22 protein-coding genes are annotated in these 21,807 nt (G+C 59.9%); 16 read left to right on the top strand and 6 right to left on the bottom strand.

Features of this window, described 5'->3' with window-relative positions; all coding sequences use genetic code 11:
- Positions 1-371 precede the first annotated feature (371 nt).
- A complete protein-coding gene (locus tag ABRP87_RS09860; RefSeq protein WP_349868584.1) occupies positions 372-1,001 on the top strand; it encodes a cutinase family protein in 630 nt (209 codons plus the stop codon).
- 62 nt (positions 1,002-1,063) lie between these two features.
- Here the strand turns inward: ABRP87_RS09860 and ABRP87_RS09855 are convergent, their stop codons facing one another.
- Positions 1,064-1,861, bottom strand: coding sequence for a GDSL-type esterase/lipase family protein (locus ABRP87_RS09855; protein ID WP_239269917.1), 798 nt, complete (start codon positions 1,859-1,861; stop codon positions 1,064-1,066).
- Between the two features lie 42 nt (positions 1,862-1,903).
- On the bottom strand, positions 1,904-2,749 hold the full coding sequence (locus ABRP87_RS09850; RefSeq protein ID WP_239269916.1) for a GDSL-type esterase/lipase family protein: 846 nt from the start codon (positions 2,747-2,749) through the stop codon (positions 1,904-1,906).
- A 168-nt stretch (positions 2,750-2,917) separates the two neighbouring features.
- On the opposite strand from ABRP87_RS09850, the gene ABRP87_RS09845 reads away from it, so the two are divergent.
- Entirely contained in the window at positions 2,918-3,655 is a 738-nt protein-coding gene (locus ABRP87_RS09845; protein WP_239269915.1) for a fructosamine kinase family protein, read from the top strand.
- Here ABRP87_RS09845 and nadE read toward each other — a convergent pair.
- Entirely contained in the window at positions 3,652-4,473 is an 822-nt protein-coding gene (gene nadE, locus ABRP87_RS09840; RefSeq protein WP_239269914.1) for an NAD(+) synthase, read from the bottom strand. The two genes, ABRP87_RS09845 and nadE, sit on opposite strands and share 4 nt — an antisense overlap.
- Before the next feature lie 27 nt (positions 4,474-4,500).
- Between nadE and ABRP87_RS09835 the strand changes: the two genes are divergently transcribed.
- The 5 genes from ABRP87_RS09835 to nrdE all read left to right on the top strand — a co-directional run bounded on the left by ABRP87_RS09835 (position 4,501) and on the right by nrdE (position 9,383).
- Positions 4,501-5,850 (top strand): sugar porter family MFS transporter, encoded by a 1,350-nt coding sequence (locus tag ABRP87_RS09835; RefSeq protein WP_023023726.1) that lies wholly within the window; start codon positions 4,501-4,503, stop codon positions 5,848-5,850.
- A 127-nt stretch (positions 5,851-5,977) separates the two neighbouring features.
- A complete protein-coding gene (gene ykgO, locus ABRP87_RS09830; protein WP_003847162.1) occupies positions 5,978-6,100 on the top strand; it encodes a type B 50S ribosomal protein L36 in 123 nt (40 codons plus the stop codon).
- Positions 6,101-6,470: 370 nt separating this feature from the next.
- On the top strand, positions 6,471-6,710 hold the full coding sequence (gene nrdH, locus ABRP87_RS09825) for a glutaredoxin-like protein NrdH (protein ID WP_005284554.1): 240 nt from the start codon (positions 6,471-6,473) through the stop codon (positions 6,708-6,710).
- Between the two features lie 24 nt (positions 6,711-6,734).
- Positions 6,735-7,166: a class Ib ribonucleoside-diphosphate reductase assembly flavoprotein NrdI gene (nrdI, locus tag ABRP87_RS09820; protein ID WP_239269913.1), complete on the top strand. Its 432-nt coding sequence runs from the start codon at positions 6,735-6,737 to the stop codon at positions 7,164-7,166.
- A 54-nt stretch (positions 7,167-7,220) separates the two neighbouring features.
- Positions 7,221-9,383 carry a class 1b ribonucleoside-diphosphate reductase subunit alpha gene (nrdE, locus tag ABRP87_RS09815; RefSeq protein WP_239269912.1) on the top strand — a complete coding sequence of 721 codons (2,163 nt, stop codon included), beginning with the start codon at positions 7,221-7,223 and terminating at the stop codon, positions 9,381-9,383.
- Here the strand turns inward: nrdE and ABRP87_RS09810 are convergent.
- Positions 9,380-10,066: a FadR/GntR family transcriptional regulator gene (locus ABRP87_RS09810; RefSeq protein ID WP_239269911.1), complete on the bottom strand. Its 687-nt coding sequence runs from the start codon at positions 10,064-10,066 to the stop codon at positions 9,380-9,382. The two genes, nrdE and ABRP87_RS09810, sit on opposite strands and share 4 nt — an antisense overlap.
- 130 nt (positions 10,067-10,196) lie before the next feature.
- On the opposite strand from ABRP87_RS09810, the gene nrdF reads away from it, so the two are divergent.
- The 4 genes from nrdF to ABRP87_RS09790 all read left to right on the top strand — a co-directional run bounded on the left by nrdF (position 10,197) and on the right by ABRP87_RS09790 (position 15,113).
- Positions 10,197-11,186, top strand: coding sequence for a class 1b ribonucleoside-diphosphate reductase subunit beta (gene nrdF / locus ABRP87_RS09805; protein WP_239269910.1), 990 nt, complete (start codon positions 10,197-10,199; stop codon positions 11,184-11,186).
- 329 nt (positions 11,187-11,515) lie between these two features.
- On the top strand, positions 11,516-13,210 hold the full coding sequence (ctaD, locus tag ABRP87_RS09800; protein WP_239269909.1) for an aa3-type cytochrome oxidase subunit I: 1,695 nt from the start codon (positions 11,516-11,518) through the stop codon (positions 13,208-13,210).
- A gap of 81 nt (positions 13,211-13,291) precedes the next feature.
- A complete protein-coding gene (serB, locus tag ABRP87_RS09795) occupies positions 13,292-14,398 on the top strand; it encodes a phosphoserine phosphatase SerB (RefSeq protein ID WP_349863594.1) in 1,107 nt (368 codons plus the stop codon).
- The gene (locus tag ABRP87_RS09790) at positions 14,391-15,113 is read left to right on the top strand and encodes a peptidyl-tRNA hydrolase (RefSeq protein ID WP_284869622.1); all 723 of its coding nucleotides are present in this window, start codon (positions 14,391-14,393) and stop codon (positions 15,111-15,113) included. The genes serB and ABRP87_RS09790 overlap by 8 nt, the downstream gene beginning before the upstream one ends.
- On the opposite strand, the gene ABRP87_RS09785 is transcribed toward ABRP87_RS09790, so the two are convergent.
- Positions 15,079-17,043, bottom strand: coding sequence for an ATP-dependent DNA helicase (locus ABRP87_RS09785; protein ID WP_349863590.1), 1,965 nt, complete (start codon positions 17,041-17,043; stop codon positions 15,079-15,081). The genes ABRP87_RS09790 and ABRP87_RS09785 overlap by 35 nt on opposite strands.
- 18 nt (positions 17,044-17,061) lie before the next feature.
- A complete protein-coding gene (locus tag ABRP87_RS09780; RefSeq protein ID WP_284869618.1) occupies positions 17,062-18,390 on the bottom strand; it encodes a nicotinate phosphoribosyltransferase in 1,329 nt (442 codons plus the stop codon).
- A 117-nt stretch (positions 18,391-18,507) separates the two neighbouring features.
- Between ABRP87_RS09780 and clpS the strand changes: the two genes are divergently transcribed.
- Genes clpS through murI form a run of 5 tightly spaced genes read left to right on the top strand, consistent with a single transcriptional unit; the run spans position 18,508 to position 21,714 of the window.
- Entirely contained in the window at positions 18,508-18,834 is a 327-nt protein-coding gene (gene clpS, locus ABRP87_RS09775; protein ID WP_005277757.1) for an ATP-dependent Clp protease adapter ClpS, read from the top strand.
- A 4-nt stretch (positions 18,835-18,838) separates the two neighbouring features.
- Positions 18,839-19,375 carry a DUF2017 domain-containing protein gene (locus tag ABRP87_RS09770; RefSeq protein ID WP_005277760.1) on the top strand — a complete coding sequence of 179 codons (537 nt, stop codon included), beginning with the start codon at positions 18,839-18,841 and terminating at the stop codon, positions 19,373-19,375.
- Positions 19,375-20,289 (top strand): P1 family peptidase, encoded by a 915-nt coding sequence (locus ABRP87_RS09765; protein ID WP_239269903.1) that lies wholly within the window; start codon positions 19,375-19,377, stop codon positions 20,287-20,289. The genes ABRP87_RS09770 and ABRP87_RS09765 overlap by 1 nt, the downstream gene beginning before the upstream one ends.
- Before the next feature lie 13 nt (positions 20,290-20,302).
- Entirely contained in the window at positions 20,303-20,935 is a 633-nt protein-coding gene (locus ABRP87_RS09760) for a rhomboid family intramembrane serine protease (protein ID WP_349868581.1), read from the top strand.
- Positions 20,935-21,714 carry a glutamate racemase gene (gene murI / locus ABRP87_RS09755; protein WP_023023703.1) on the top strand — a complete coding sequence of 260 codons (780 nt, stop codon included), beginning with the start codon at positions 20,935-20,937 and terminating at the stop codon, positions 21,712-21,714. Before ABRP87_RS09760 ends, murI begins: the two co-directional genes overlap by 1 nt.
- Positions 21,715-21,807: the final 93 nt, after the last annotated feature.

The following is a 21,807-nucleotide window of genomic DNA, read 5'->3' as shown; positions in this document are numbered from 1 at the left end:
AGTGAAATAATCCTAATACCAGCACGCCAGACCGGCTAAACATATAACTTCACCAACACATCCTGTCGTTTAGGCCACAGTGCGTTGGGGTGTCGCCTGTTAACTAAGACTCATGTAATGTAACCCGTGCAAACCGCCGGAACCTTTTGAAAATGGGAAATTATATGAATTTTACTGTGAAAGCTGCGGCTGCTGGCGCAATCTCTGCAGCTGCACTTGCACTTTCTGCTCCCGCCGCCACTGCGGCGATTCCTGGGAACCCAATGTCCGCTCCGACGTGTGCTAACCAGCAGGTTGTTTTTGTTCCTGGCGGAGCGAATACTATTCCGTCAGCACCTTCGGATGTTCCGCACGGTCTAATTACCGGACAGATGGGCGTTACGCTCGGACTCCAGCCGGATACGAATGCCACCTTTGTGGGCTACCAGGCCTTCCCATTTGCCGTGTCGAAATATTCTGACTCTTCTAACGAAGGATATAACCGCACCGCAGCTAAGATTCAGCAAATCCAGAATGACTGCCCAAATAGCAAGATTTCCTTGGTCGGCTATTCCGAGGGAGCAGATATTTCCGCACGCATCATTAACGATGCGGCGCACGGGCGCGGACCACTTGATAAAGAAAGGTTTGCATCTGCAGCCCTCTATGCCAACCCGTACCAGGGTGGCAATGGTGCTGCGCAATATCACGATGACATGTCCAATGCGACCGGCGTTCTAGGCCACCTCGACGGTGGGTACGGCGAACTGGGGTCTGACGTGTTCGAGGTTTGCAACCCGCAGGATATTATTTGTAACTACCCAGAGGATTACCTGGGATTGGTATCCCCGTCCATGGAGGTGGACGCAGCACACGGCAAGCTGCCTTTGCAGCAGATCGTAGGTGAGGCCTCTCACCATGGCGCAATGGATAATATAAACCTGCTACGCGGACAACTTGCCCATATGCAGTACGGTGGGGCGGAATTTCAGGCAGGTATCGATTGGATCAATAACCACTAACCAGAAAAACTCATAAAAATATCCCGCATAGTTTAAAATTATGCGGGATAATTTCTTTCTACTTACTGCAGAGCGTGGCCGATAAACTGGCCATAAGCTGCGGTGCCGTGGGCATTAAGGTGCAGTGGTAGGTTGCCGGGAGCTGGTGGTACTGGGTCAACGAGGTTAACCCACCAGCGGTCTGGCGAGCACATGTCATGTCCTTCAGACATGGGCTGTGCATCTAAGAAGGTTGCGCCGTTTTGCTCGGACACTTCGCGCAGGGTGTTTTGGAGGCGCTGTTCTGTGTCAGAGACGGCTGCGATGGGTAGGGGAATGATCGAAGAGGTCAGGCAAGTGGAGTTGCCGCGGGTCACGTGCGGGTAACCTACGACAGTCACCTTGGCATTCGGTGCGTGCTGGTGGGCTACATCGAGTGCGCTGCGGAGACCACCGCGAATCGCGCGGTCGGAGGCTGCGATATCCGTTTTGTGGGGGTAGGTGTCATTAGCGCCGGCAACGATAACGACATTTTTGGTCTCGTGGTTAAGGTTGCCGTCTTCTGCTGCCTTGCGGAGAGAGTTATCGACGTGAACGCCTCCAGTGGCTAAAGAAGCACCTGCGCATTGGTACTGGTCAACGTGTGCACCGGAAACATTGCTCATCTCAGTGGCAATGGCATTATCGGTAACGCAGCCCACTCCGGTATTGGCCGTTTTATGCGCCTTGTTCAGCGCATGGTCAGCGACGGTTGGGTTGGCTACAATACTGTCACCAACGAGAACGGTGTTTCCTGGGACTGCAGCTGTGGCAACGGTGCTCGTGCCCGCAAGTGCTGTAATGAAAGTGGCAGCCGCGGCGAGCTTATTAATACGCTTCACTTTTACTCCGAGTTTACTTTCTGGGAATAGGGGAGGTGAGGCCTAGTTCCTTAGGCCATTCGTAATAATACCTGCCATTCCTGTGTGTCCAACATCAGTTGGGTGCATTGGCATCACGGAAGGGGCCGTCGGGGTCTGAGCAATGACTGCCCACCGGTGGTTGGTGTCCGGCTGGCAAGGATCGTGCGTTTTTGCTTGGTTGTGAAGATCGATGAAGTTCACGCCAAGGGAGTCTGCGGCACGTCCGATTTCGCGGTTGAACTCTTCTTCTGCGCGAGTAACACCTGGGATGGACAGTGGCAGCTGCATCCGGTCGTCATTGACCACACAGAGGGTGTCATTAACCGTCATTGGAACGTAGTTGACCATCGTGATGCGTGCATTCGGGGCCACGGATCGAATTTTACTGAATTGCGCGTTCAGCAATCCGCGGTAGCTCGAGCCCTTAGGGATATTTGGGGCGGCGGCGTTAGCCAGTGCATCGACATAGGTGCCAGGCTGCAGGCCGCCATACATGAAGGTGACTTCCTTCGTATCGGGGCCAATATTCCCAGAGCGGACTGCGTGTTCGACGAAGGCAGCTACCCAATAGCTGGTTCCGTTGCACGTGTAGTCCGCCAGGCTGTGACCGAGATTCCGGGCAGTTTGATGTGCCCAGTTGTGCTTGTCGTTACTGCACGTGTTCGGTAGGGGAGTAGAAGCGGAGAAAGGGCTGACCGCTGCGCGATCCCCAGGGGCACCGCCGTTAGCGGAGAAAGAGTCGCCGAAAGTGACCATTTCCTTGCCGTGGGGTTCTGCTGCGTTGGCAGACTGGGCCATCGTCAAGGCAGCACCAAGCGCGAGGAGACCACCGACGAACTTTCTCTTAATGCCGTTAATTCCGACCATAGTTATCCTTTTCAATTCGAGAGAGAATTTACCATTCGGTAAATTATTTATGTACAGCATCTTAATTCGCAGTGGGCCAATTAACTAACTGAAAAACTTTGTCAATTAAAGTGCGAGGCATGTAATTCTAAGTTTTCCGGCCCAACCTGGTGTGCTACCGAAGTAGTTATGCTGGTCAATATGCAGACCTTTGCTAAGCAAGTACGCGATAAAGACCAAGCTGGTGCTGAGGCTGCCGGCCTCCGGTGGTTGGGTGAAGCCACGGATGCGGTAGCCACAGTAATTAGCGCCGACGACAAGGAAATCGTTACAGAACGCATCAACGAGGTAGCGCCCACTGCAGAGGCAGCGCGAAAATTTGGTGCGGAGCTTGCGCGCGTGCACCGTGCTGGGGCGCCGGCTTTTGGCAGCGCGCCGGAGGGGTGGGAAGGAAGAAACTTCATCGGCACCATTGAACAGGAGTGCACGCCCACCGATAACTGGGGTGAATTCTATGCCCAGCAGCGCGTGCTGCCGTTTGCGGAGCCGGCCGGAATCAGTACTGCGCAAAGGGACTTGGTTAAGCGGGCTTGCGATGCGATTGCCGCCCGCAGCTGGGATGTGGCGCCTGCGCGCATCCACGGTGACCTGTGGGCAGGCAACCTGCTTTTCGATGCCCAGGGTGGCATCATGATCGATCCCGCAGCTCACGGCGGGCATCCGCACACTGATTTGGGCATGTTGGCGCTATTCGGCGCGCCCTATATAGAGGAAATCTTCCGCGGCTATGGGGCGCCGAAAGATATTGAAACCTGGATTCCCATGCATCAACTGCACCCACTAGCTGTGCACGCGCTGACCCACGGCTCGGCCTATAACCGGCCGCTGGAGCGCGCGGCACTCGCCACGCTAGAGGCGCTGGCTTAGGCGGTTGGCCCTTGCGGCATCTGGCGCTTGTGGATGCCGCGGTGCCACAGGGTCTCGATGCGCTCGCGGGCGGCATCGGGAACCGCCTTGCCCTCTAAGTAGTCATCGATGTGGGCGTAGGTGACGCCGAGCGCCTCTTCATCGGGAAGCTGCGGCTTATCGTCTTCTAAATCCGCGGTGGGGACCTTGGACCACGTGGACTCTGGCGCACCTAAGTGCTTGAGCAATGCCGCGCCTTGGCGCTTATTTAGCCCGGCCAGGGGGAGTAGGTCTGCCGCGCCATCGCCCCACTTGGTGTAGAACGCGGTGACGTTTTCCGCTGCGTGATCCGTGCCCACAACCAGCGCGCCCACCTCGCCGGCGATGGCATATTGCGCGGTCATGCGCAGGCGCGCCTTGGCATTGCCGCGATTGAAATCGTTCAAGGAATCCTGGTTCACCGCACGGGCGACCTCGTGGCTCAGCGCTGCGGTGGCCGGTTGAATATCAACGGTGAGCCGGTGATCGGGGCGGATGAAATCGAGGGCGATCTGGGCATCGTCCTCATCCGCCTGCGTGCCGTGGGGCAGGCGCACGGCCCAAAATTCGGCGCCTTCTACCCGCTCTACTGCCAGCTGGGTGAGCTTTCCCGCCAGGGTGGAATCCTGGCCGCCGGAAATGCCCAGCACGTAGCCTTTGGCATGGGTCGTTTCCAAGTATTCCACGAGGAAATCTACGCGGCGGGCAATTTCCTCTTCTGGATCGATAAAGGGGCGTACATCCAGCTGTTTTATGATGGATTGTTGCAAGTTTTCGGCATCGGGTGACATGACGTTCATCGTAGTCTCCTGACACAATTGCGTGCTGTGAATAAAGAAAGTTATGTCAAGGTAGTTGCAGCAATTGCCGCCCTTGGCGGTTTATTATTTGGTTATGACACCGGCGTGATGTCCGGTGCTTTGCTGTATATCACCCCGGAATTTAATATGACAGCCCACCAAGAGGGGTGGGTAACCTCCATGCTGCTGGTGGGTGCCGCAGTGGGTGCTTTGACCGCAGGCCGCATTGCGGACCGGTTTGGCCGCCGCTTTACGCTGATCGCCGGCGGCATCATCTTTGTTTTGGGCTCCATCTGGTGTGCGCTGGCGGGGTCGGTGACCATGCTGGCCACGGCCCGTACCTTCCTAGGCTTTGCCGTTGGTGCGGTATCCATTGTTTCGCCCATGTATATCTCAGAGATGGTGCCGGCCAAGATCCGCGGGCGTATGGTCTCCCTGAATACCCTGTTGATCGTGGTAGGCCAGTTGTTGGCTTACTTGGTCAACTCGGCCCTCGCGCCCACGGAAAGTTGGGAATGGATGCTGGGGCTTGCGGCCGTACCGGGCGCGGCCCTCGCCGTGGGCATGCTCTTCTTGCCAGAGACCCCAGTCTGGCTTGCCACGCACAATAAGATGTCGCGGGCCCGTGAGGTCGCAGGCCGCGCCGGGATGGACCTGGCGGAGCTTACCTCCCAGGAAACGGCGCGCCGCTCCAGCGGCTCCGAGTGGAAGGCGCTGAAGGCCAATCGCTGGATGCAGGTGACGGTATTGCTCGCCATGCTGATGGGCCTGACCCAGCAGATCACCGGCGTTAATGCCATCGTCTACTTCGCTCCCACCATGATGAGCCAGGTTGGCATTTCTACCACCAACTCGGTCTATACCTCGATTGTCATTGGCGTGGTATCCGTTATCGCCTGTTGGGTGGGCCTCAAGGTGGTCGACCGCATCGGCCGCAAGCGCCTGCTGCTCATCGGCCTGACCGGCAACGTGATTTCGCTATTCATCTTGTCCGTGGCATACTCGCACGCCGCCGATTCCACCACGATGGCGATGGTCTCGCTGGTATTTATGGCCTCGTTTATTGCCTTCCAGCAAGCGGCGGTCTCGCCGACGACCTGGTTGCTCATCTCGGAGCTCGTGCCCCTGCAGGTACGCGGCTTGGGCATGGGCATCGCCGGGCTCTCGCTGTGGGCCACCAACTGGGCCGTGGCCCAGTACTTCCTGCCGCTGGTGGAGTGGCTCACCGGCCCGGTGGCCTTTGGCGTCTTCGGCGTACTGGGGCTCATAGCCATCGGCTACACCCGCATTTTGGTGCCAGAGACTATGGGACGTAGCCTGGATGAGGTAGGCGAGGAGATGAAAACCCGTTACTCACGGGAATCCGCACCCCATTAAGCCCTAGTGTTTTGGTCTTAATGGCCGCGTGAGGTAAAATTATTCCTCGTGTCATGGCTGGGGATTCCCAGTCCGTGCTTTATTTACTCAACCGCATGTAGATTGCGCATAACGAAAGGAGCGCCCGATGAAGGTCCGTAAGTCCCTTCGGTCGCTGAAGAAGAAGCCGGGCGCCCAGGTTATTCGCCGCCACGGTAAGGTCTTCGTGATCAACAAGAAGGATCCCCGTTTCAAGGCTCGTCAGGGTTAATTGAAACTTAAGGAAGTCCGCCTCCTCCGAGTGTTCGGAGCGGGGCGGACTTTTCGTTTTCTACGGTTCGACGCCAGAATGTGAACTTTGCCACATGTTTAGGTGAACAGAAGGTAAACCTGCAGGAATGGCAGGCGTGTAGTTTCACGGTTGGGTGCCGCGGTGGTCAACATGTGGGGTCTGACCCCAGGCCCTCCTGGGAATATCATGGATGTAACTACTATATGTTGTGTCAGTTGCGGTCAATTCCCCCAAAGTATAGTGTCGTTGGTGTCGCTCAGAGCGGTGCAGGAAGTGGCCTGAAAAGGGGTCAGAACCTCCGCTTTTTAAGAGCAAAAGCTATCTCGCAAAAGGATTTTAGGGAGTTATTATGTCTATCACCGTCTACACCAAGCCTGCCTGCGTTCAGTGCAACGCCACCAAGAAGGCCCTTGACCGCGCGGGCCTGGATTACAACGTGGTAGATGTCACCGTGGACGATGAGGCCCGTGACTACATTATGGCTTTGGGCTACGTCCAGGCACCCGTCGTGGAAGCAAACGGCGAGCACTGGTCGGGCTTCCGCCCTGACCGCATCAAGAACCTCGCAGCGCTTGCCGCCTCTGCGTAAGCAGCCGAGGAGGGAGGTGCCGTCATGTTGGTCGTGTATTTTTCCTCTACTACGGAAAATACGCACCGGTTCGTGCAGAAGCTAGGTTTTCCTAGCGCACGAATCCCCCTGCGCCGCACTGATGAGCCGCTAGTGGTCAATGAGCCTTACGTCTTGGTGTGTCCCACCTACGGCGGGGGAGCCTCCATAAGTCACCAAAACTCCCGGCCCGTACCGGTGCAGGTAATTAGATTCTTAAATAATGAGCACAACCGCAGTTTTATCAGAGCGGTAATCGCCGGCGGAAATAGCAACTTCGGCGCCGATTTTGGCAAAGCTGGTGACGTTATCAGCGCCAAATGTAAGGTGCCTTATGTGTATCGTTTCGAATTGCTCGGCAACGATGAAGATATAAAAATTTGTCGCGAAGGCCTGCTGGCTAATGCTTCCCAGTTGGGACTGGATGAGGCAGCCTAGCCGCGGTGCGACACACTTAATAGAATCCTGATTTTAAGAAAGGCCGCGTCAGCTGTGAGTACGCAATTGGGAAAGACCGTAGCAGAGCCAGTATCGCAGGAAGAGCAGCTGGATTACCACGCGCTCAATGCCATGCTGAATCTCTACGACGGAGACGGCAAGATTCAATTTGATAAGGACCGCGAGGCCGCCAATCAGTTCTTCTTGCAGCACGTTAACCAGAACACGGTCTACTTCCACGACTTGGAAGAAAAGATCGATTACCTGGTGCGCAATAAGTACTATGACCCAGCGGTCATTGAGGCTTATGACTTCGAGTTCATCAAGTCCCTATTCAAGCGCGCCTACTCTTATAAGTTCCGCTTCAAGTCCTTCCTTGGCGCCTATAAGTACTACACCAGCTATACGCTGAAGACCTTCGACGGCCGCCGGTACTTGGAGCGCTTTGAGGACCGCGTCTCCATGACGGCGCTTTTCCTTGGTGATGGCGATGGTGAGCTGGCTGAGCGCCTCGTCGATGAGATCATGACCGGCCGCTTCCAGCCGGCTACGCCGACCTTCCTGAACGCCGGCAAGCAGCAGCGCGGCGAATTGGTTTCCTGCTTCCTGCTCCGCATTGAAGACAACATGGAATCCATCGGCCGCTCCATCAACTCTGCGCTGCAGCTGTCCAAGCGCGGCGGCGGCGTGGCCCTGCTGCTGTCTAATATCCGCGAATCCGGCGCGCCGATTAAGCACATCGAGAACCAGTCTTCCGGCGTTATTCCGGTGATGAAGATGCTGGAGGATGCATTCTCCTACGCCAATCAGCTGGGTGCACGCCAGGGTGCGGGCGCGGTGTACCTCAACGCCCATCACCCGGACATCATGAACTTCCTCGACACCAAGCGCGAGAACGCGGATGAAAAGATTCGCATTAAGACCCTGTCCTTGGGCGTGGTGATCCCTGATATCACCTTCGAGCTGGCCAAGAACAACGACGATATGTACCTGTTCTCGCCGTACGACGTCGAGCGCGTCTACGGCAAGGCCTTCGGCGATATCTCCATTACCGAGCACTACGAAGAAATGGTCGAGGACCCGCGCATCCGGAAGAAGAAGATCAACGCGCGCCACTTCTTTCAAACCGTGGCAGAGCTGCAGTTCGAGTCCGGCTATCCGTACATGATGTTTGAGGATACGGTGAACCGCGCCAACCCGGTTAAGACCTCCCGGATCAACATGTCCAACCTGTGCTCGGAGATCTTGCAGGTCAACTCCGCTTCCGAGCTCAATGCGGATCTTTCTTATGACCAGGTGGGTAACGATATTTCCTGCAACCTGGGTTCGCTGAATATCGCCATGACCATGGATTCGCCGGACTTCTCCCAAACGGTGGAAACCGCGATTCGCGGTCTAACCTCGGTGGCGGATAAGACCTCCATCGATTCCGTCCCGTCCGTGCGCAAGGGCAACGATGACTCGCACGCCATCGGCTTGGGCCAGATGAACCTGCACGGTTACTTGGGCCGTGAGCACATCGAGTACGGCTCCGAAGAGGGCTTGGACTTTACTAACGCCTACTTCGCGGCCATCATGTACGCCGCCCTGCGCGCTTCTAATAAGATCGCCCGCGAGCGCGGCACGACCTTCACCGAGTTCCCCGAATCCGATTACGCCAGCGGCGAGTTCTTTGATTCCTATGATCCGGCGGAGTTCCAGCCGCGCACCGAAAAGGTCAAGGCTCTTTTCGATGCCTCCTCTATCTACACCCCCACCGCAGAGGACTGGGCGGAGTTGAAGGAGGACGTCGCCAAGCACGGCCTCTACAACCGCAACCTGCAGGCGGTGCCGCCGACGGGCTCGATTTCCTATATCAACAATTCCACCTCGTCGATCCACCCGATTGCCTCCAAGATTGAAATCCGCAAGGAAGGCAAGATTGGCCGCGTGTACTACCCGGCATCGCATATGGATAACGACAACTTGGAGTACTTCAAGGACTCGTACGAGATTGGTTACGAGAAGATCGTTGATACCTACGCTGAGGCCACCAAGTACGTGGACCAGGGGCTATCGCTGACGCTGTTCTTCAAGGACACCGCCACCACCCGCGACGTGAATAAGGCACAGATTTACGCTTGGCGCAAGGGCATTAAGACCTTGTACTACATCCGCGTGCGCCAGATGGCCCTGGAAGGCACCGAGATCGAGGGCTGCGTTTCCTGCATGCTCTAAGTGCGGGCGCGGTCCAGGATAGCGCGGGAGGTGCGCTCGGCGGCTTCGGCCTCGCCGGCGTCGATCTCCCGCGCTAAATCCATATGTAGCTGCGTCGTGCCGCGAATCGGATCCCGCTTGCGGGAACCAAAGACGGATTTGCCCTTCAAGATGGCCAGCAAGGCTGGCGCCAACGCGGCGATCATCTCGTTGCCGGAGGCCTCCAGGATGAGGGTATGGAATTGCAGGTCGGTTTCGAGTTCTTCGCCTACCCGTGGGGAAGGGGTGGTCTCGAGCTCGCTGAGCCTTTCTGCTAGCCGCAGCAATTCGCGGCGCTGCTGCGGGCTAGCATTGCGCGCGGCAAGCTGCGCCGCCACCGGCTCGATGCCAAGGCGCAGCTCGTTGAGGCGCGCGACCTGTTCCGCGCGCGTTCTATCGTGGCCCAGCCGCCACGAAATGACGGCGGGATCATAGACCGCCCAGCTGCTGCGCGGCAGCACCTTAAGGCCCACCCGGCGCCCAGAAGAAACCATCCCTAAGTGCTCGAGGGTGCGCATGGCCTCGCGCGCCACGGTGCGGGAGATGCCAAAGCGCTTTTCGATGTCCCCAAGGCGAAACCGCGTGCCTTCCGCCATGTCCCCGCTGACGATATCCGTGCCCAGCTGGTCTACTACAGGGCCTAAAAGGGGAGTGGTTTCTGCCATGGCGCGGGCGTCCTTTCCTGGCTGTGTAATGCGCTTTTATTATAGACGCGGTGCGGCGGGATGAGGTAGGGCGGCATTGGGTATGCTGGGACTCGAAATTCTACACAGTGAAGCATTGGAGTGACATCGCGTGTCGCACGAATACGATGACTACGTTGCTAGTCATGACAGCCCGGTAAAAGCTATCAACTGGAATACCATCCCCGATGACAAAGACCTCGAGGTATGGGAGCGGTTGACCGGTAACTTCTGGCTCCCGGAAAAGGTCCCAGTCTCTAATGATCTCCCCAGCTGGAAGACGCTGACGGAAAAAGAAAAAGAAACCACCATGCGGGTCTTTACCGGCCTGACGCTGCTGGATACCATCCAGGGCACAGTCGGTGCGATCTCCTTGCTTCCGGATTCGCAGACCCTGCACGAGGAGGCGGTATATACCAATATCGCCTTCATGGAGTCGGTGCACGCCAAGTCCTATTCCAATATCTTTATGACCTTGGCTTCCACCCCGATGATCAATGATGCCTTCCGCTGGTCCGAGGAAAACGAGAACCTGCAGAAGAAGGCCAAGATCATCCTGGCCTACTACAACGGTGATGACCCGTTGAAGAAGAAGGTGGCCTCCACGCTGCTCGAGTCCTTCTTGTTCTACTCCGGCTTCTATCTGCCGATGTACTTCTCTTCCCGCGCGAAGCTGACCAATACTGCCGATATCATCCGGCTGATCATCCGCGACGAAGCCGTGCACGGCTACTACATTGGCTATAAGTTCCAGCAGGAATACAAGAAGCTGGATGAAAAGCGGCAAGAGGAATTGAAGGACTATACCTTCGATCTGGCCTTCGAGCTCTATGACAACGAGATCGACTACACCGAGGATCTCTACGACGAGCTGGGCTGGACCGAAGACGTCAAGCGCTTCTTGCGCTATAACGCCAACAAGGCCCTGAATAACCTGGGCTTTGAGGGCCTCTTCCCGGCCGATGAGACCCGCGTCTCGCCGGCTATCCTGTCCTCTCTTTCGCCCAACGCCGACGAGAATCACGACTTCTTCTCCGGCTCGGGTTCGTCCTATGTCATCGGCAAGGCCGAGGACACCACGGATGATGACTGGGACTTCTAGCCGTTCCTAGTCCCCGCGCACCTTCGCTTCACACTCAACCGAAAGGTTGATAACGAGCGGGGGTGCGTTTTCCGGTTTTTGACCTGCATATCTCGCAACCGCTGTGACATGCGACACCCATACCTAGCCCAAAGAATGTAAACCTTAAATGATGCCCGCCCCACGTGCTGGGGGTATGTGACGGTTGTGGTTATTGGGGGGGTACCCCCAAGCTGAAAGACCTTTAAGAGAAGCTGGCAAGAACAGGGGAAAATGTCCTAATATAATCGAAGTAAACCTAGGTGTAGGTGGACCCGGTCCGCTGACACTTTGTTATTCAGGAGGATTCTATGACCGCTGTGGCGCCACGGGTCGACGATTACGTCGCTCCCACACGTCCAGAGCCGACCGGTAGGGAAAAGACCGGTTCAAAGGCTTGGGTATTTTTAACCACCACCGACCACAAGCAGCTGGGCATCATGTACTTGATCATGGCCTTCAGCTTCTTCTTCCTCGGTGGCTTTATGGCATTGCTGATCCGTGCGGAGCTTTTCACCCCGGGTCTGCAGTTCCTGTCCAATGAGCAGTTCAACCAGCTGTTCACCATGCACGGCACCGTGATGCTGCTGCTGTTTGCTACGCCAGTTGTCTGGGGCTTTGGTAACTACATCCTGCCCCTCCAGATTGGCGCGCCGGACGTGGCCTTCCCGCGTCTGAACGCCTTTGGTTTCTGGGTGACCCTGCTCGGCGGTATCGTCATGCTGCTTGGCTTTATCACCCCTGGTGGTGCGGCTGACTTCGGCTGGACCATGTACATGCCGCTTGCCGATGGCGTACACACCCCCGGCATCGGCGCCGATATGTGGATCGTCGGTGTGGGCGCTACCGGTGTCGGTACCATTGCCTCCGCCATCAACATGATCACCACCATCTTGACCCTGCGCGCACCGGGCATGACTATGTTCCGCATGCCGGTCTTCTGCTGGGGCGTCTTCACCGCCTCCGCCATCGTGCTGATGATCTTCCCGCTGCTGACCGCAGCCGCCTTGGGCGTGCTGTATGACCGCAAGCTGGGCGGCCACATCTACGATTCCGCTAACGGCGGTGCCATCCTGTGGCAGCACCTGTTCTGGTTCTTCGGCCACCCCGAGGTCTACGTCCTCGCGCTGCCGTTCTTCGGCGTTGTCTCCGAGATTGTCCCGGTCTTCTCCCGCAAGCCGGTCTTCGGCTACATCGGCCTGGTCTTCGCCATCCTGGCTATCGGCTCGCTGTCCATGGCCGTGTGGGCACACCACTTGTTCGTCACCGGCGCCATCCTGCTGCCGTTCTTCTCGTTCATGACGTTCCTGATTGCGGTGCCTACCGGTGTGAAGTTCTTCAACTGGGTCGGCACCATGTGGAAGGGCCACATCACCTGGGATACCCCGATGATTTGGGTCATGGGCTTCATGGCTACCTTCCTCTTCGGTGGTATGACCGGTGTTATGCTCGCTTCTCCGGCGCTGGACTTCCACTTGGCTGAGTCCTACTTCCTGATTGCGCACTTCCACTACACCCTGTTCGGTACGGTTGTGTTCTCCGCATTCGGTGGCCTGTACTTCTGGTTCCCGAAGATGACCGGCCGCATGCTGGACGAGCGCCTAGGCAAGATTCACTTCTGGCTGACCTTCATCGGCTTCCACGGCACCTTCCTGATTCAGCACTGGGTCGGCAACATGGGTATGCCACGTCGCTACGCCGACTACCTAGAGTCCGATGGCTTCACGGTCTTCAACCAGATTTCCACCATCTTCTCCTTCGTTCTCGGTGCCTCCGTTATCCCGCTGGTCTGGAACGTATTCAAGTCTTGGCGCTACGGTGAGGTCGTTACCGTGGACGACCCATGGGGCTACGGCAACTCCTTGGAGTGGGCAACCTCCTGCCCGCCTCCAAGCCACAACTTCGTCTCCCTGCCACGCATCCGCTCCGAGCGTCCGGCATTCGAGCTGCACTACCCGCACATGGTTGAGCGCATGCGCGAGGAAGCTCACGTAGGCAAGCACTAAGCCCGCACTTTAACTCCTGACTACAGCCGCCTTCCCCAGCTTCTCAGAGGTAGGGAGGGCGGCTTTGGCGTGTGTGGGATAATGGTCGTTGTGAATATTCAAACTGATACCACGATCATTACTAGCCTCGGACCAGATGTTCCGGGGGCGGCCGCCGCTTTCCTTACCGCGTTGGCTGATTTTCCTGACCCGCTTGCCGATGTCCACCTCGCCACCGCCTCCAATCACCTCACCCTCACCGCGCAGTGCGGTAACGCTGGCCTAGAAGAACGAGTGCGCGAGGCCATGACACCCTTCGGGCACGAGGTGTCCGTTGCGCCAAGCTATGCCGTCGCGCTCATCGGCGCGGATATTACCGCCGAGGACATTAGCGCGGTGCAGGAGACCGTGAAAGGGGAGACGTTTCGCATGCGCCGGATAGCGCTGGATTCCCTTTTCGCGGTGGAACTTACCGTGGCACTCGAAGATGCCACCGCGGCGCGGCGGGAGCTGCGGCAAGTCGCCGTTGAACGTGGTATCGATATCTCCCTCGAGAGCTTGGGCAATCGCGGCAAGCGCTTGGTGTGCTTCGACTGCGATTCGACGCTGATTGAAGGCGAGGTCATCGAGATGCTCGCCGCCCACGCGGGCAAGGAAGCAGAAGTGGCCGCGGTGACCGAGCGCGCCATGCGCGGCGAATTGGACTTCGAGGAGTCCCTACGCGAGCGCGTCGCGGTGCTGGAGGGCCTAGATGCCTCCATCATCGATGAGGTTGCCCGCGATATCGAGCTGACACCTGGCGCTAAGGAAGCGATCGGTACCCTCCACCGTTTGGGTCACCGCACCGCCGTGGTCTCGGGTGGCTTTATTCAAGTTCTCGAGGGCTTGGCCACAGACCTCCAGCTCGACTACGTGCGGGCTAATACCTTGGAAATCCGCGATGGGAAGTTGACCGGCAAGGTGATTGGGCAGGTGGTCGACCGCCAGGCGAAGGAGGATTTCTTGCGCGAATTCGCCGCCGATTCCGGAATCGGCATGGAGTCCACCGTCGCGGTGGGCGATGGCGCTAATGACATCGCCATGGTCACCGCTGCCGGGTTGGGTGTTGCCTTTGACGCGAAGCCAGCGTTGCGCGAGACCGCCGATGCTTGCATCACCCCGCGCCGCCTCGACGCCGTCCTACCGATGCTGGGGATTGCCGATGACTAAGTTCGAGATAGCCCACCAGCGCCTCGTCGCCGCCTGCACGGCCCGCGATTCCCACGAGGACCCAGCGGACCCGTCCACCGTGCAAGCGATGCAGATAGCCCTCCACCTCCCCAAGCAGGATCCTCCAGCGCGCAGCGAGGTGCTTACTGCGGCAGCCCGCGCCGTGGTGGCCGCCTGCCTAGATGACCGCGCCGGCGAGGACGGCGCCTTCGCCGCGGCGCTCGCGCAGTGGTACGGCCACCGCATCCGCAAGATCGCCCGCCGCGCGCGCAATAAGGCGTGGCGCGATGTGCAGCTACTGCCTGGTGTCACCGTTGATGACCGCGCGCGTGCGTTTGCGCCCTCGGCAGTGGGCGAGGTGGACCCGTTGATTAGCAAGCTGCAGATCGGTCATACGGATCTCGCAATGGACGAGCCAGGGCCTCCGCTTGCCGATGCCCCCATTATCTACGTCGACCGCAGCCTCGCCATGACCGCGGGCAAGGCCGCCGCTCAAGTGGGCCACGGTTCGATGATGCTCGCCGCGGCTATGAGCCAAGAGGAAGCCGCCGCCTGGGCGGCAGAAGGTTTCCCGCTTTCCGTCCGCGAGGTGGACGCGGAGTTATTTGGCACCGCCTGCGCGCAGGAAGAGGCGGTGGTCATCATCGATGCCGGGTTTACCGAGATCGCCCCCGACTCGGCTACCGTGTGTGCGCTGCGGCGACCAATCGCTTAAGCGCCCCGCGCACCGTCTCCGGGTTCGTGGTTTGCCAGAACTGCGGCATGGATGCTTTGAGGAATGCGCCGTAGCGCTTGTATTCCAGCCGGTTATCCAGCACGGCGACGACCCCGCGGTCCGTTACGTGGCGCAACAGCCGCCCGGATCCCTGCGCCATGAGGAGGGCCGCGTGATTGGCGGAGACCTCCATAAACCCGGAGCGGCCGGCGGCGTCGGCTGCCTGGGATCTGGCCTGCAGCAGCGGGTTATCGGGCCGCGGGAAGGGGATGCGGTCAATGAGGACCAGCGAGCACGACGGCCCCGGAACGTCCACGCCTTGCCAGAGGGTTAAGGTGCCAAACAGGCAGGAGTTTTCCTTCGTGGAGAACTTGTCCACCAGCGTGCCGATGGCGTCTTCGCCCTGCACATACAAATCAAACGGCAACCGCGGCGCCAAGGCCTCCGCAGCCTCTTCCGCCGCCCTACGCGAGGAGAATAGCCCCAGCGTGCGCCCGCCGGCGGCCATGATGAGCTCGTATATTTCCTCTAGGGTTTCGGAGGACAGGCCGTCGCGCCCCGGCGCCGGGAGGTGTTTGGCGGTATATAAGATGCCGGATTTCGCCGGGTCAAAGGGCGTTCCCGCATCGAGCGTGTCATACGTGCCGGACGGTAGGCCCCATTGTGCTGCCATGGCGTCGAATCGCCCGCCTAGGGCCAGCGTGGCCGAGGTGAGTACGACCGTTTGCTCCCCAAATAGGTTCTCGCGCAGCATATGCGCGATAGACAACGGCGCGACGGCGAGTGTATCGGTGCCCTCCAGCCACACGACATCGTCCTGCGCGGCAGGGTCATCGGTGGCGAAGACCTCCAAGATCCTCCCGATTGCCTCGGCCAGGTCCGTGAGGTGATTGCTTAGGTTTTGGCGCTCGGCGTTCTTTTCTGGGTCATCGTTAGCCTCGCCTTCTGGGGCGCGGGAGATGAGGGATTTAACGCGCAGGAACTCGTCGGCAAGCGCGCGCAAGTGCGCCTGGGACGTCTCATCCAAATCCGTCCACCGGCCGGGCTCCTGCACGCGCAGCAGATCATCGAATTCATCCGCCAACTCCGCCAGGTTACCGGCATTGCCCAATGACTTAGCCCGGTTCGCCGCCATCTTAATGGCGCGGGAGGTAATCTCCGCCGTGGAGACGGAGGTAATGCGCCCATCGAGCTCGTGGGCCTCATCGATGATCGCCACATCGTGTTCGGGCAGAATATTGGCCTCAGAGATGGCGTCGATGGCGAGCATGGCGTGGTTGGTGACGATAATATCGACATCGGCAGCCGCCCGGCGGGCCTCTTCGGCGAAGCAATCCGCACCGTGCGGGCAGCGCCCAGCCCCCAAGCACTCATTCGAAGTCACCGATACCGCCCGCCACACCAAATCCGGCACGCCGAACTCTAAATCGTCCCGGTCACCGGTCTCTGTCTCCTGCGCCCAGTCGTGGATGCGGCGCACGGCCTTGCCGCGGTAGGAGATATCGGATTCATCGATTAGAGCCTCCGGGTCATCCGGTGTGGCCGCGATCTTATTCAGGCACACGTAATTATTGCGGCCCTTCATGATGGCGAAGGTGGGGGTGCGCTCCATGACATCGGCTAGCGCCTCCGTCAGCCGCGGGAGGTCGCGCTCCACCAACTGGCGCTGCAGGGCCAGCGTGGCCGTGGAGACGACGACGGTGGAACCCGAGTTCATCGCATGCCGGATGGCCGGAACCAGGTAGGCCAGGGATTTACCCGTACCCGTGCCCGCCTGGACGGCGAGGTGGCGCTCGGTTTCCAAGGCCTTGGATACCGCGTTGGCCATGCGAACCTGGCCCTCGCGGCGGGAGCCGCCGAGCGCATCCACCGCCGCGCCTAGCAGCGTTTCCGTGTCGTGGTTTAGGGGCTCATCTGCAGGGTCACTCACCCCACACAGTCTAGCGACCTAGTCCTTAAAGCCCACCATTCGCGTGGGCACGGCGGCGTCATCGCGCGAAAGCGCCAGGCCCTCCCACGGCAGGGTCTTGCGGGCCTCGTCCAAGTAGGTGCGAGAGGCCTCCAAATCGGGCAGATCCTCCACGATGTGCCCATCGCGCATCAAGGGGATGGTCAACTCGCGGGTGGTGAGCTGGCCCGTATCCGGCGCCTGCGCGGCGAAGGGGTACACGACCTCTTCTACCGCGACGCCGGAAGACCGGTAGGTGCGCAGCGCGCGCTTGGCCCCGCCCACCGATTGCTTGGACGACGAGCGCTTGGCCACCGGGACCCCGTCGACCTCGACGACCTTGTAGACCATGCCCGCGGTCGGGGCACCGGATCCGGTGACCACGGAGGTGCCCACGCCGTAGACATCGACGGGATCGCCGCGCAGACCCGCAATGGCAAACTCGTCCAAATCGGACGAGACAACGATATTGGTATTGTGATTGCCCAGCTCATCGAGCTGCTTGCGCACGCGGCGGGTCACCGCACCCAGGTCACCGGAATCGATGCGCACCCCGCCAAGCTCCGGACCACCGACCTTGACCGCGGTCTCGACGCCCTTGGTGATGTCATACGTATCCACCAGCAGGGTGGTATCGATGCCCAGAGTATCGATCTGCGCGCGGAAGGCCGCCTCCTCATTGCTCGTGCCATCCGGGTTCGTATGCGCCAAGGTCCAGGCGTGGGCGGCGGTACCAGATACCGGGATGCCGTAGCGGAAGCCTGCCTCCAGGTTGGAGGTGGCGGTAAAACCGGCGAGGTAAGCAGCGCGGGCGGCGGTCACGGCCGCGTACTCGTGGGTGCGGCGGCTGCCCATCTCCAAAATGGGGCGGCCATCGGCGGCGGTGACCATGCGGGATGCGGCAGAGGCGACGGCGGAATCGGCATTCAAAATGGACAGCACGATGGTTTCTAGCACCACGCACTCACCAAAGGTGCCGCGCACCGTCAAAATGGGTGAGTTGGGAAAGTACAGCTCGCCTTCGCGGTAGCCGTCGATCTGCCCGGAAAAGCGCCAGTCACGCAGGTACTGGCGGGTATCTTCATCCAGGAAATCCATCTGTTCCAGCTGCTCGGGGGAGAAGCGGAAGTCCTCCACCGCGCGCAGCACGCGGTCGGTGCCGGCGACGACGCCGTAGCGACGCTCATTGGGCAGGCGGCGGGAAAAGACCTCGCAGGTCACGTTGCGGTGGGCGGTGCCATCGCGAAGCGCGGCTTGCAGCATGGTGAGCTCGTATTTATCCGTGAGCAAGGCGGTGGAGCGATCGATAGGGCGTGCTATGTCATTCATGAGCCTGATACTACTCACAGGTTAAGAAGCTTTCAGCATACCCGGGCCTCCACCCTGGTGAGCTGCGGGGAGACCCAATGCCCGAAATGCCAGCGAAAAATGATTAGGCTATAAGGCATGAAGCCGCAACACCCCGAAGTCCGTATGAGCTCTCCCATGGCCACGCCCGACTTGGATGAAGGAATCGAAGTTGATGTGGCCGCGAGCGAGAACCTGCCGTGGATGTGCATCGTCTGGGACGATCCCGTCAACTTGATGAGCTACGTGTCCTACGTATTCCAAACCGTTTTGGGCTACGACAAAAAGCGGGCCAACGAGCTGATGATGCAGGTCCACACGGAAGGCAAGGCCGCCGTGTCCAGCGGTGAGAAGGACAAGGTTGAGGCGGACGTTAAAAAGCTCCAGATCGCGGGTCTGTGGGCGACAATGCAACAGGCAGGGTAGATAGATGCAACCGTGGAAAAAGAAGAAATCGCTCATGCGCGGGCCCAAAATCACGGCGGTATTCGAGCCCATGGAGCGCGAAGTCATCGGCAACCTCACCGCCACCGTCTCTGAGGCGATCATCGGCCGCGCCCAGTCCGCGCCGAAGGATGAGCTCGCGGAAATGCTGGACATGCCCACCGGCCATACCGAGGCCCCCGAGGATCCCTCCCTGGCGCGGCTGTTCCCGGACTTCCAAAAGCCCGGCGATGAGGAATACGACGGCGACGCCTCCCTCTTGCGCTCGCTGCACGAAAACGACATCGCGCGGGCGAAGCTGCAGAACCTGCAGGTCATCGGCAATGCGCTGGGCCCCACCGGCGGGGTAGAGGTCTCCATTTCGGAGCAGGAAGCCCAAGCCTTCGTGGCGGGGCTCAATGATCTGCGCTTATACGTCGCGGCTGGGGACGCGACCGACGAAAACCTCATGACGGACCGCGATACCTTGGTGGAATGGCTGGCCTATTGCCAGGATTCCCTGCTGGAAGTGTTGATGGATTAATGATTGACGGCATTAGCATTGGCCATTTTTCCGCCGAGGACACTGGTGCCACCGTGCTCTACTGCGGCCCGAAGGGCGCGCTAGCCAGCGTGGATGTGCGCGGCGGCGGGCCCGGCACGCGCGAGACCGATCTGTTGCAGCCGCACAATACCGTCGAGCGCGTCCATGCGATCGTGCTCGCGGGCGGGTCCGCCTTTGGCTTGGCCGCCGCGGATGGCGTCATGCGCGAATTGGAAGCGCACGGGGTGGGTTTCCCCGTCTTTGGCGAGGACAAGCCCGGCCCGCGCGTGCCCATTGTGCCGGCGGCGGTGATTTTCGATCTGCTGGCGGGCCCCTCTCGCCCTGGGCCGGAGGATGGCGCGGCGGCGCTGCGGGCGGCAATGGCCGGCCACGACGACACGGTGGGCACGGTCGGCGCGGGCGTGGGCGCTACGGCGGGCAAGCTGCGCGGCGGCTTCGGCCTGGCCACCCGCAAGGTGGGAAACTACGAGGTCAGCGCCGCGATGGTGGCCAATCCCGTGGGCGAGGTCATCGACCCGCACTCCGGCCGCCTCTACGGCGCGCCGGGCCGCACGCCGGTCAACGCGGACGCCTACCGCGACCTGCCGCACGCTGCCGCGAAGCTGAATACGACGATTGGCGCGGTGCTTACCGATGCCCCCGTTACCACCGCCCAAGCCCAACGCCTCGCCATGACGGCCCACGACGGGATTGCGCGCGCCGTTCGGCCCGCGCATTCGCCGCTGGACGGAGATACCATTTTCGCCTTGTCGACGGCGCAGGAACCCGCCGAGGTGGACAAGATCCAGCTGTGCGCTGCGGCAGCCGACGTGGTGGAGGAGGCCATCGTCACCGCGGTCACCGCCGCACGCCCTGGCCTGGGGCTTCGCGCGTATCGCGACTTGCTCGGCTAAGATATTGCCCATTATGACTATGGGTGGAACTTCGCGTAATCAGCCGGTGCCGACCAGCACGAACAATCGCGGCCGCGGCCGAATCAGCACCGGCCTATCCCTGGCATTGGGTTTCCTTGCGGTGGAGTGGTCGGTCCACCTCATCAACGCCGTCGTCTTCGGCGGCGGGCTGTCCAATTACGGCATCCGCCCGCTCGACGTGGATGGCCTGTGGGGCATTATCACGGCGCCGCTCTTGCACGGCAGCCTGGAGCACTTGATGTCCAACTCGTTGCCGGGTGCCCTGTTTTGCTTCCTCATTGGCTTGTCCGGGCGCAGGGTGTGGTGGGAGGTCACCTTGATCACCACCGTGGTAGCGGGCCTTGGAACGTGGTTCTTGGGCGGGGCCGGTACCTCGCATATCGGCGCGTCCGGGCTGGTCTATGGTTGGCTGGCCTACCTCGTGGTGCGCGGCGTCTTCAATCGCTCCCTGCTGCAGATTCTTTTGGGCATTATCCTGGGCTTTTCTTATTCCGGGCTGATTTGGGGCGTGCTGCCCGTCGCCGAGGGCATTAGCTGGCAAGGCCACCTCTTCGGTGCTCTGGGAGGCGTACTGGCCGGCATGTTCATCACTTCCGATGATCCGGCAAAGGTAGGGAGGAAATAATGCCAAACGCATCGTCTCCCATCGGCATCTTTGACTCGGGCGTCGGCGGGCTGACCGTGGCCCGCGCGGTGATGGAGCAGCTGCCGCAAGAATCCGTTATCTATATGGGTGATACCGCCCACGGCCCCTACGGACCGCGGCCCATCTCACAGGTGCGGGCTTTTTCCCAGGACATCGCCGATAAGCTGGTAGAACGCGGCTGCAAGATGCTAGTCATCGCCTGCAATACCGCCACCGCGGCGTTCCTGCACGATGCCCGCGAGCGCTACGATATCCCCATCGTGGAGGTCATCCACCCGGCCGTGCGCCGCGCCATGTCCACCACGCGCAATGGCAAAATTGGCGTTATCGGCACCGAGGGCACCATCAAATCCGGTGCATACCAGGACCTTTTCGCAGTCAACCCCAATGTTGAGGCGGTAGCCGCCGCCTGCCCGGACTTCGTGCCCTTTGTCGAGCGCGGGATTACCGCGGGCCGCCAGATCCTCGGCGTCGCCGAGGGCTACCTCGCGCCCCTGCAGGCGCAGGGAGTGGACACCTTGGTGCTGGGGTGCACGCACTACCCGCTGCTTACCGGCATCATCCAGCTCGCCATGGGCGAAAATGTTTCCCTGGTGACCTCCTCAGAGGAGACCACGAAGGACGTCATGCGCCTGCTCACGGAAATGGACATGCTCGCCCCGGAGGGCAATCAACCGGTCCATTCCTTCGAATCCACCGGCGATCCTGAGGTCTTCGCCCAGCTGGCCACGCGCTTTTTGGGCCCGCAGATCGGCTAAGACGGCCGAAATTCCTCCCCATTACGTTGTTAGCAGTTCCGCTTGAGGTTACCCAGGATTCGTAACTCTGCCCCCATGCCGGGGCAGGTTATG

The organism is Corynebacterium sp. KPL2830 (assembly GCF_040225635.1).
GTDB lineage: Bacteria > Actinomycetota > Actinomycetes > Mycobacteriales > Mycobacteriaceae > Corynebacterium.
The sequence above is the reverse complement of the archived record's forward strand: the minus strand, read 5'-3'. Positions and strand labels throughout refer to the sequence as shown.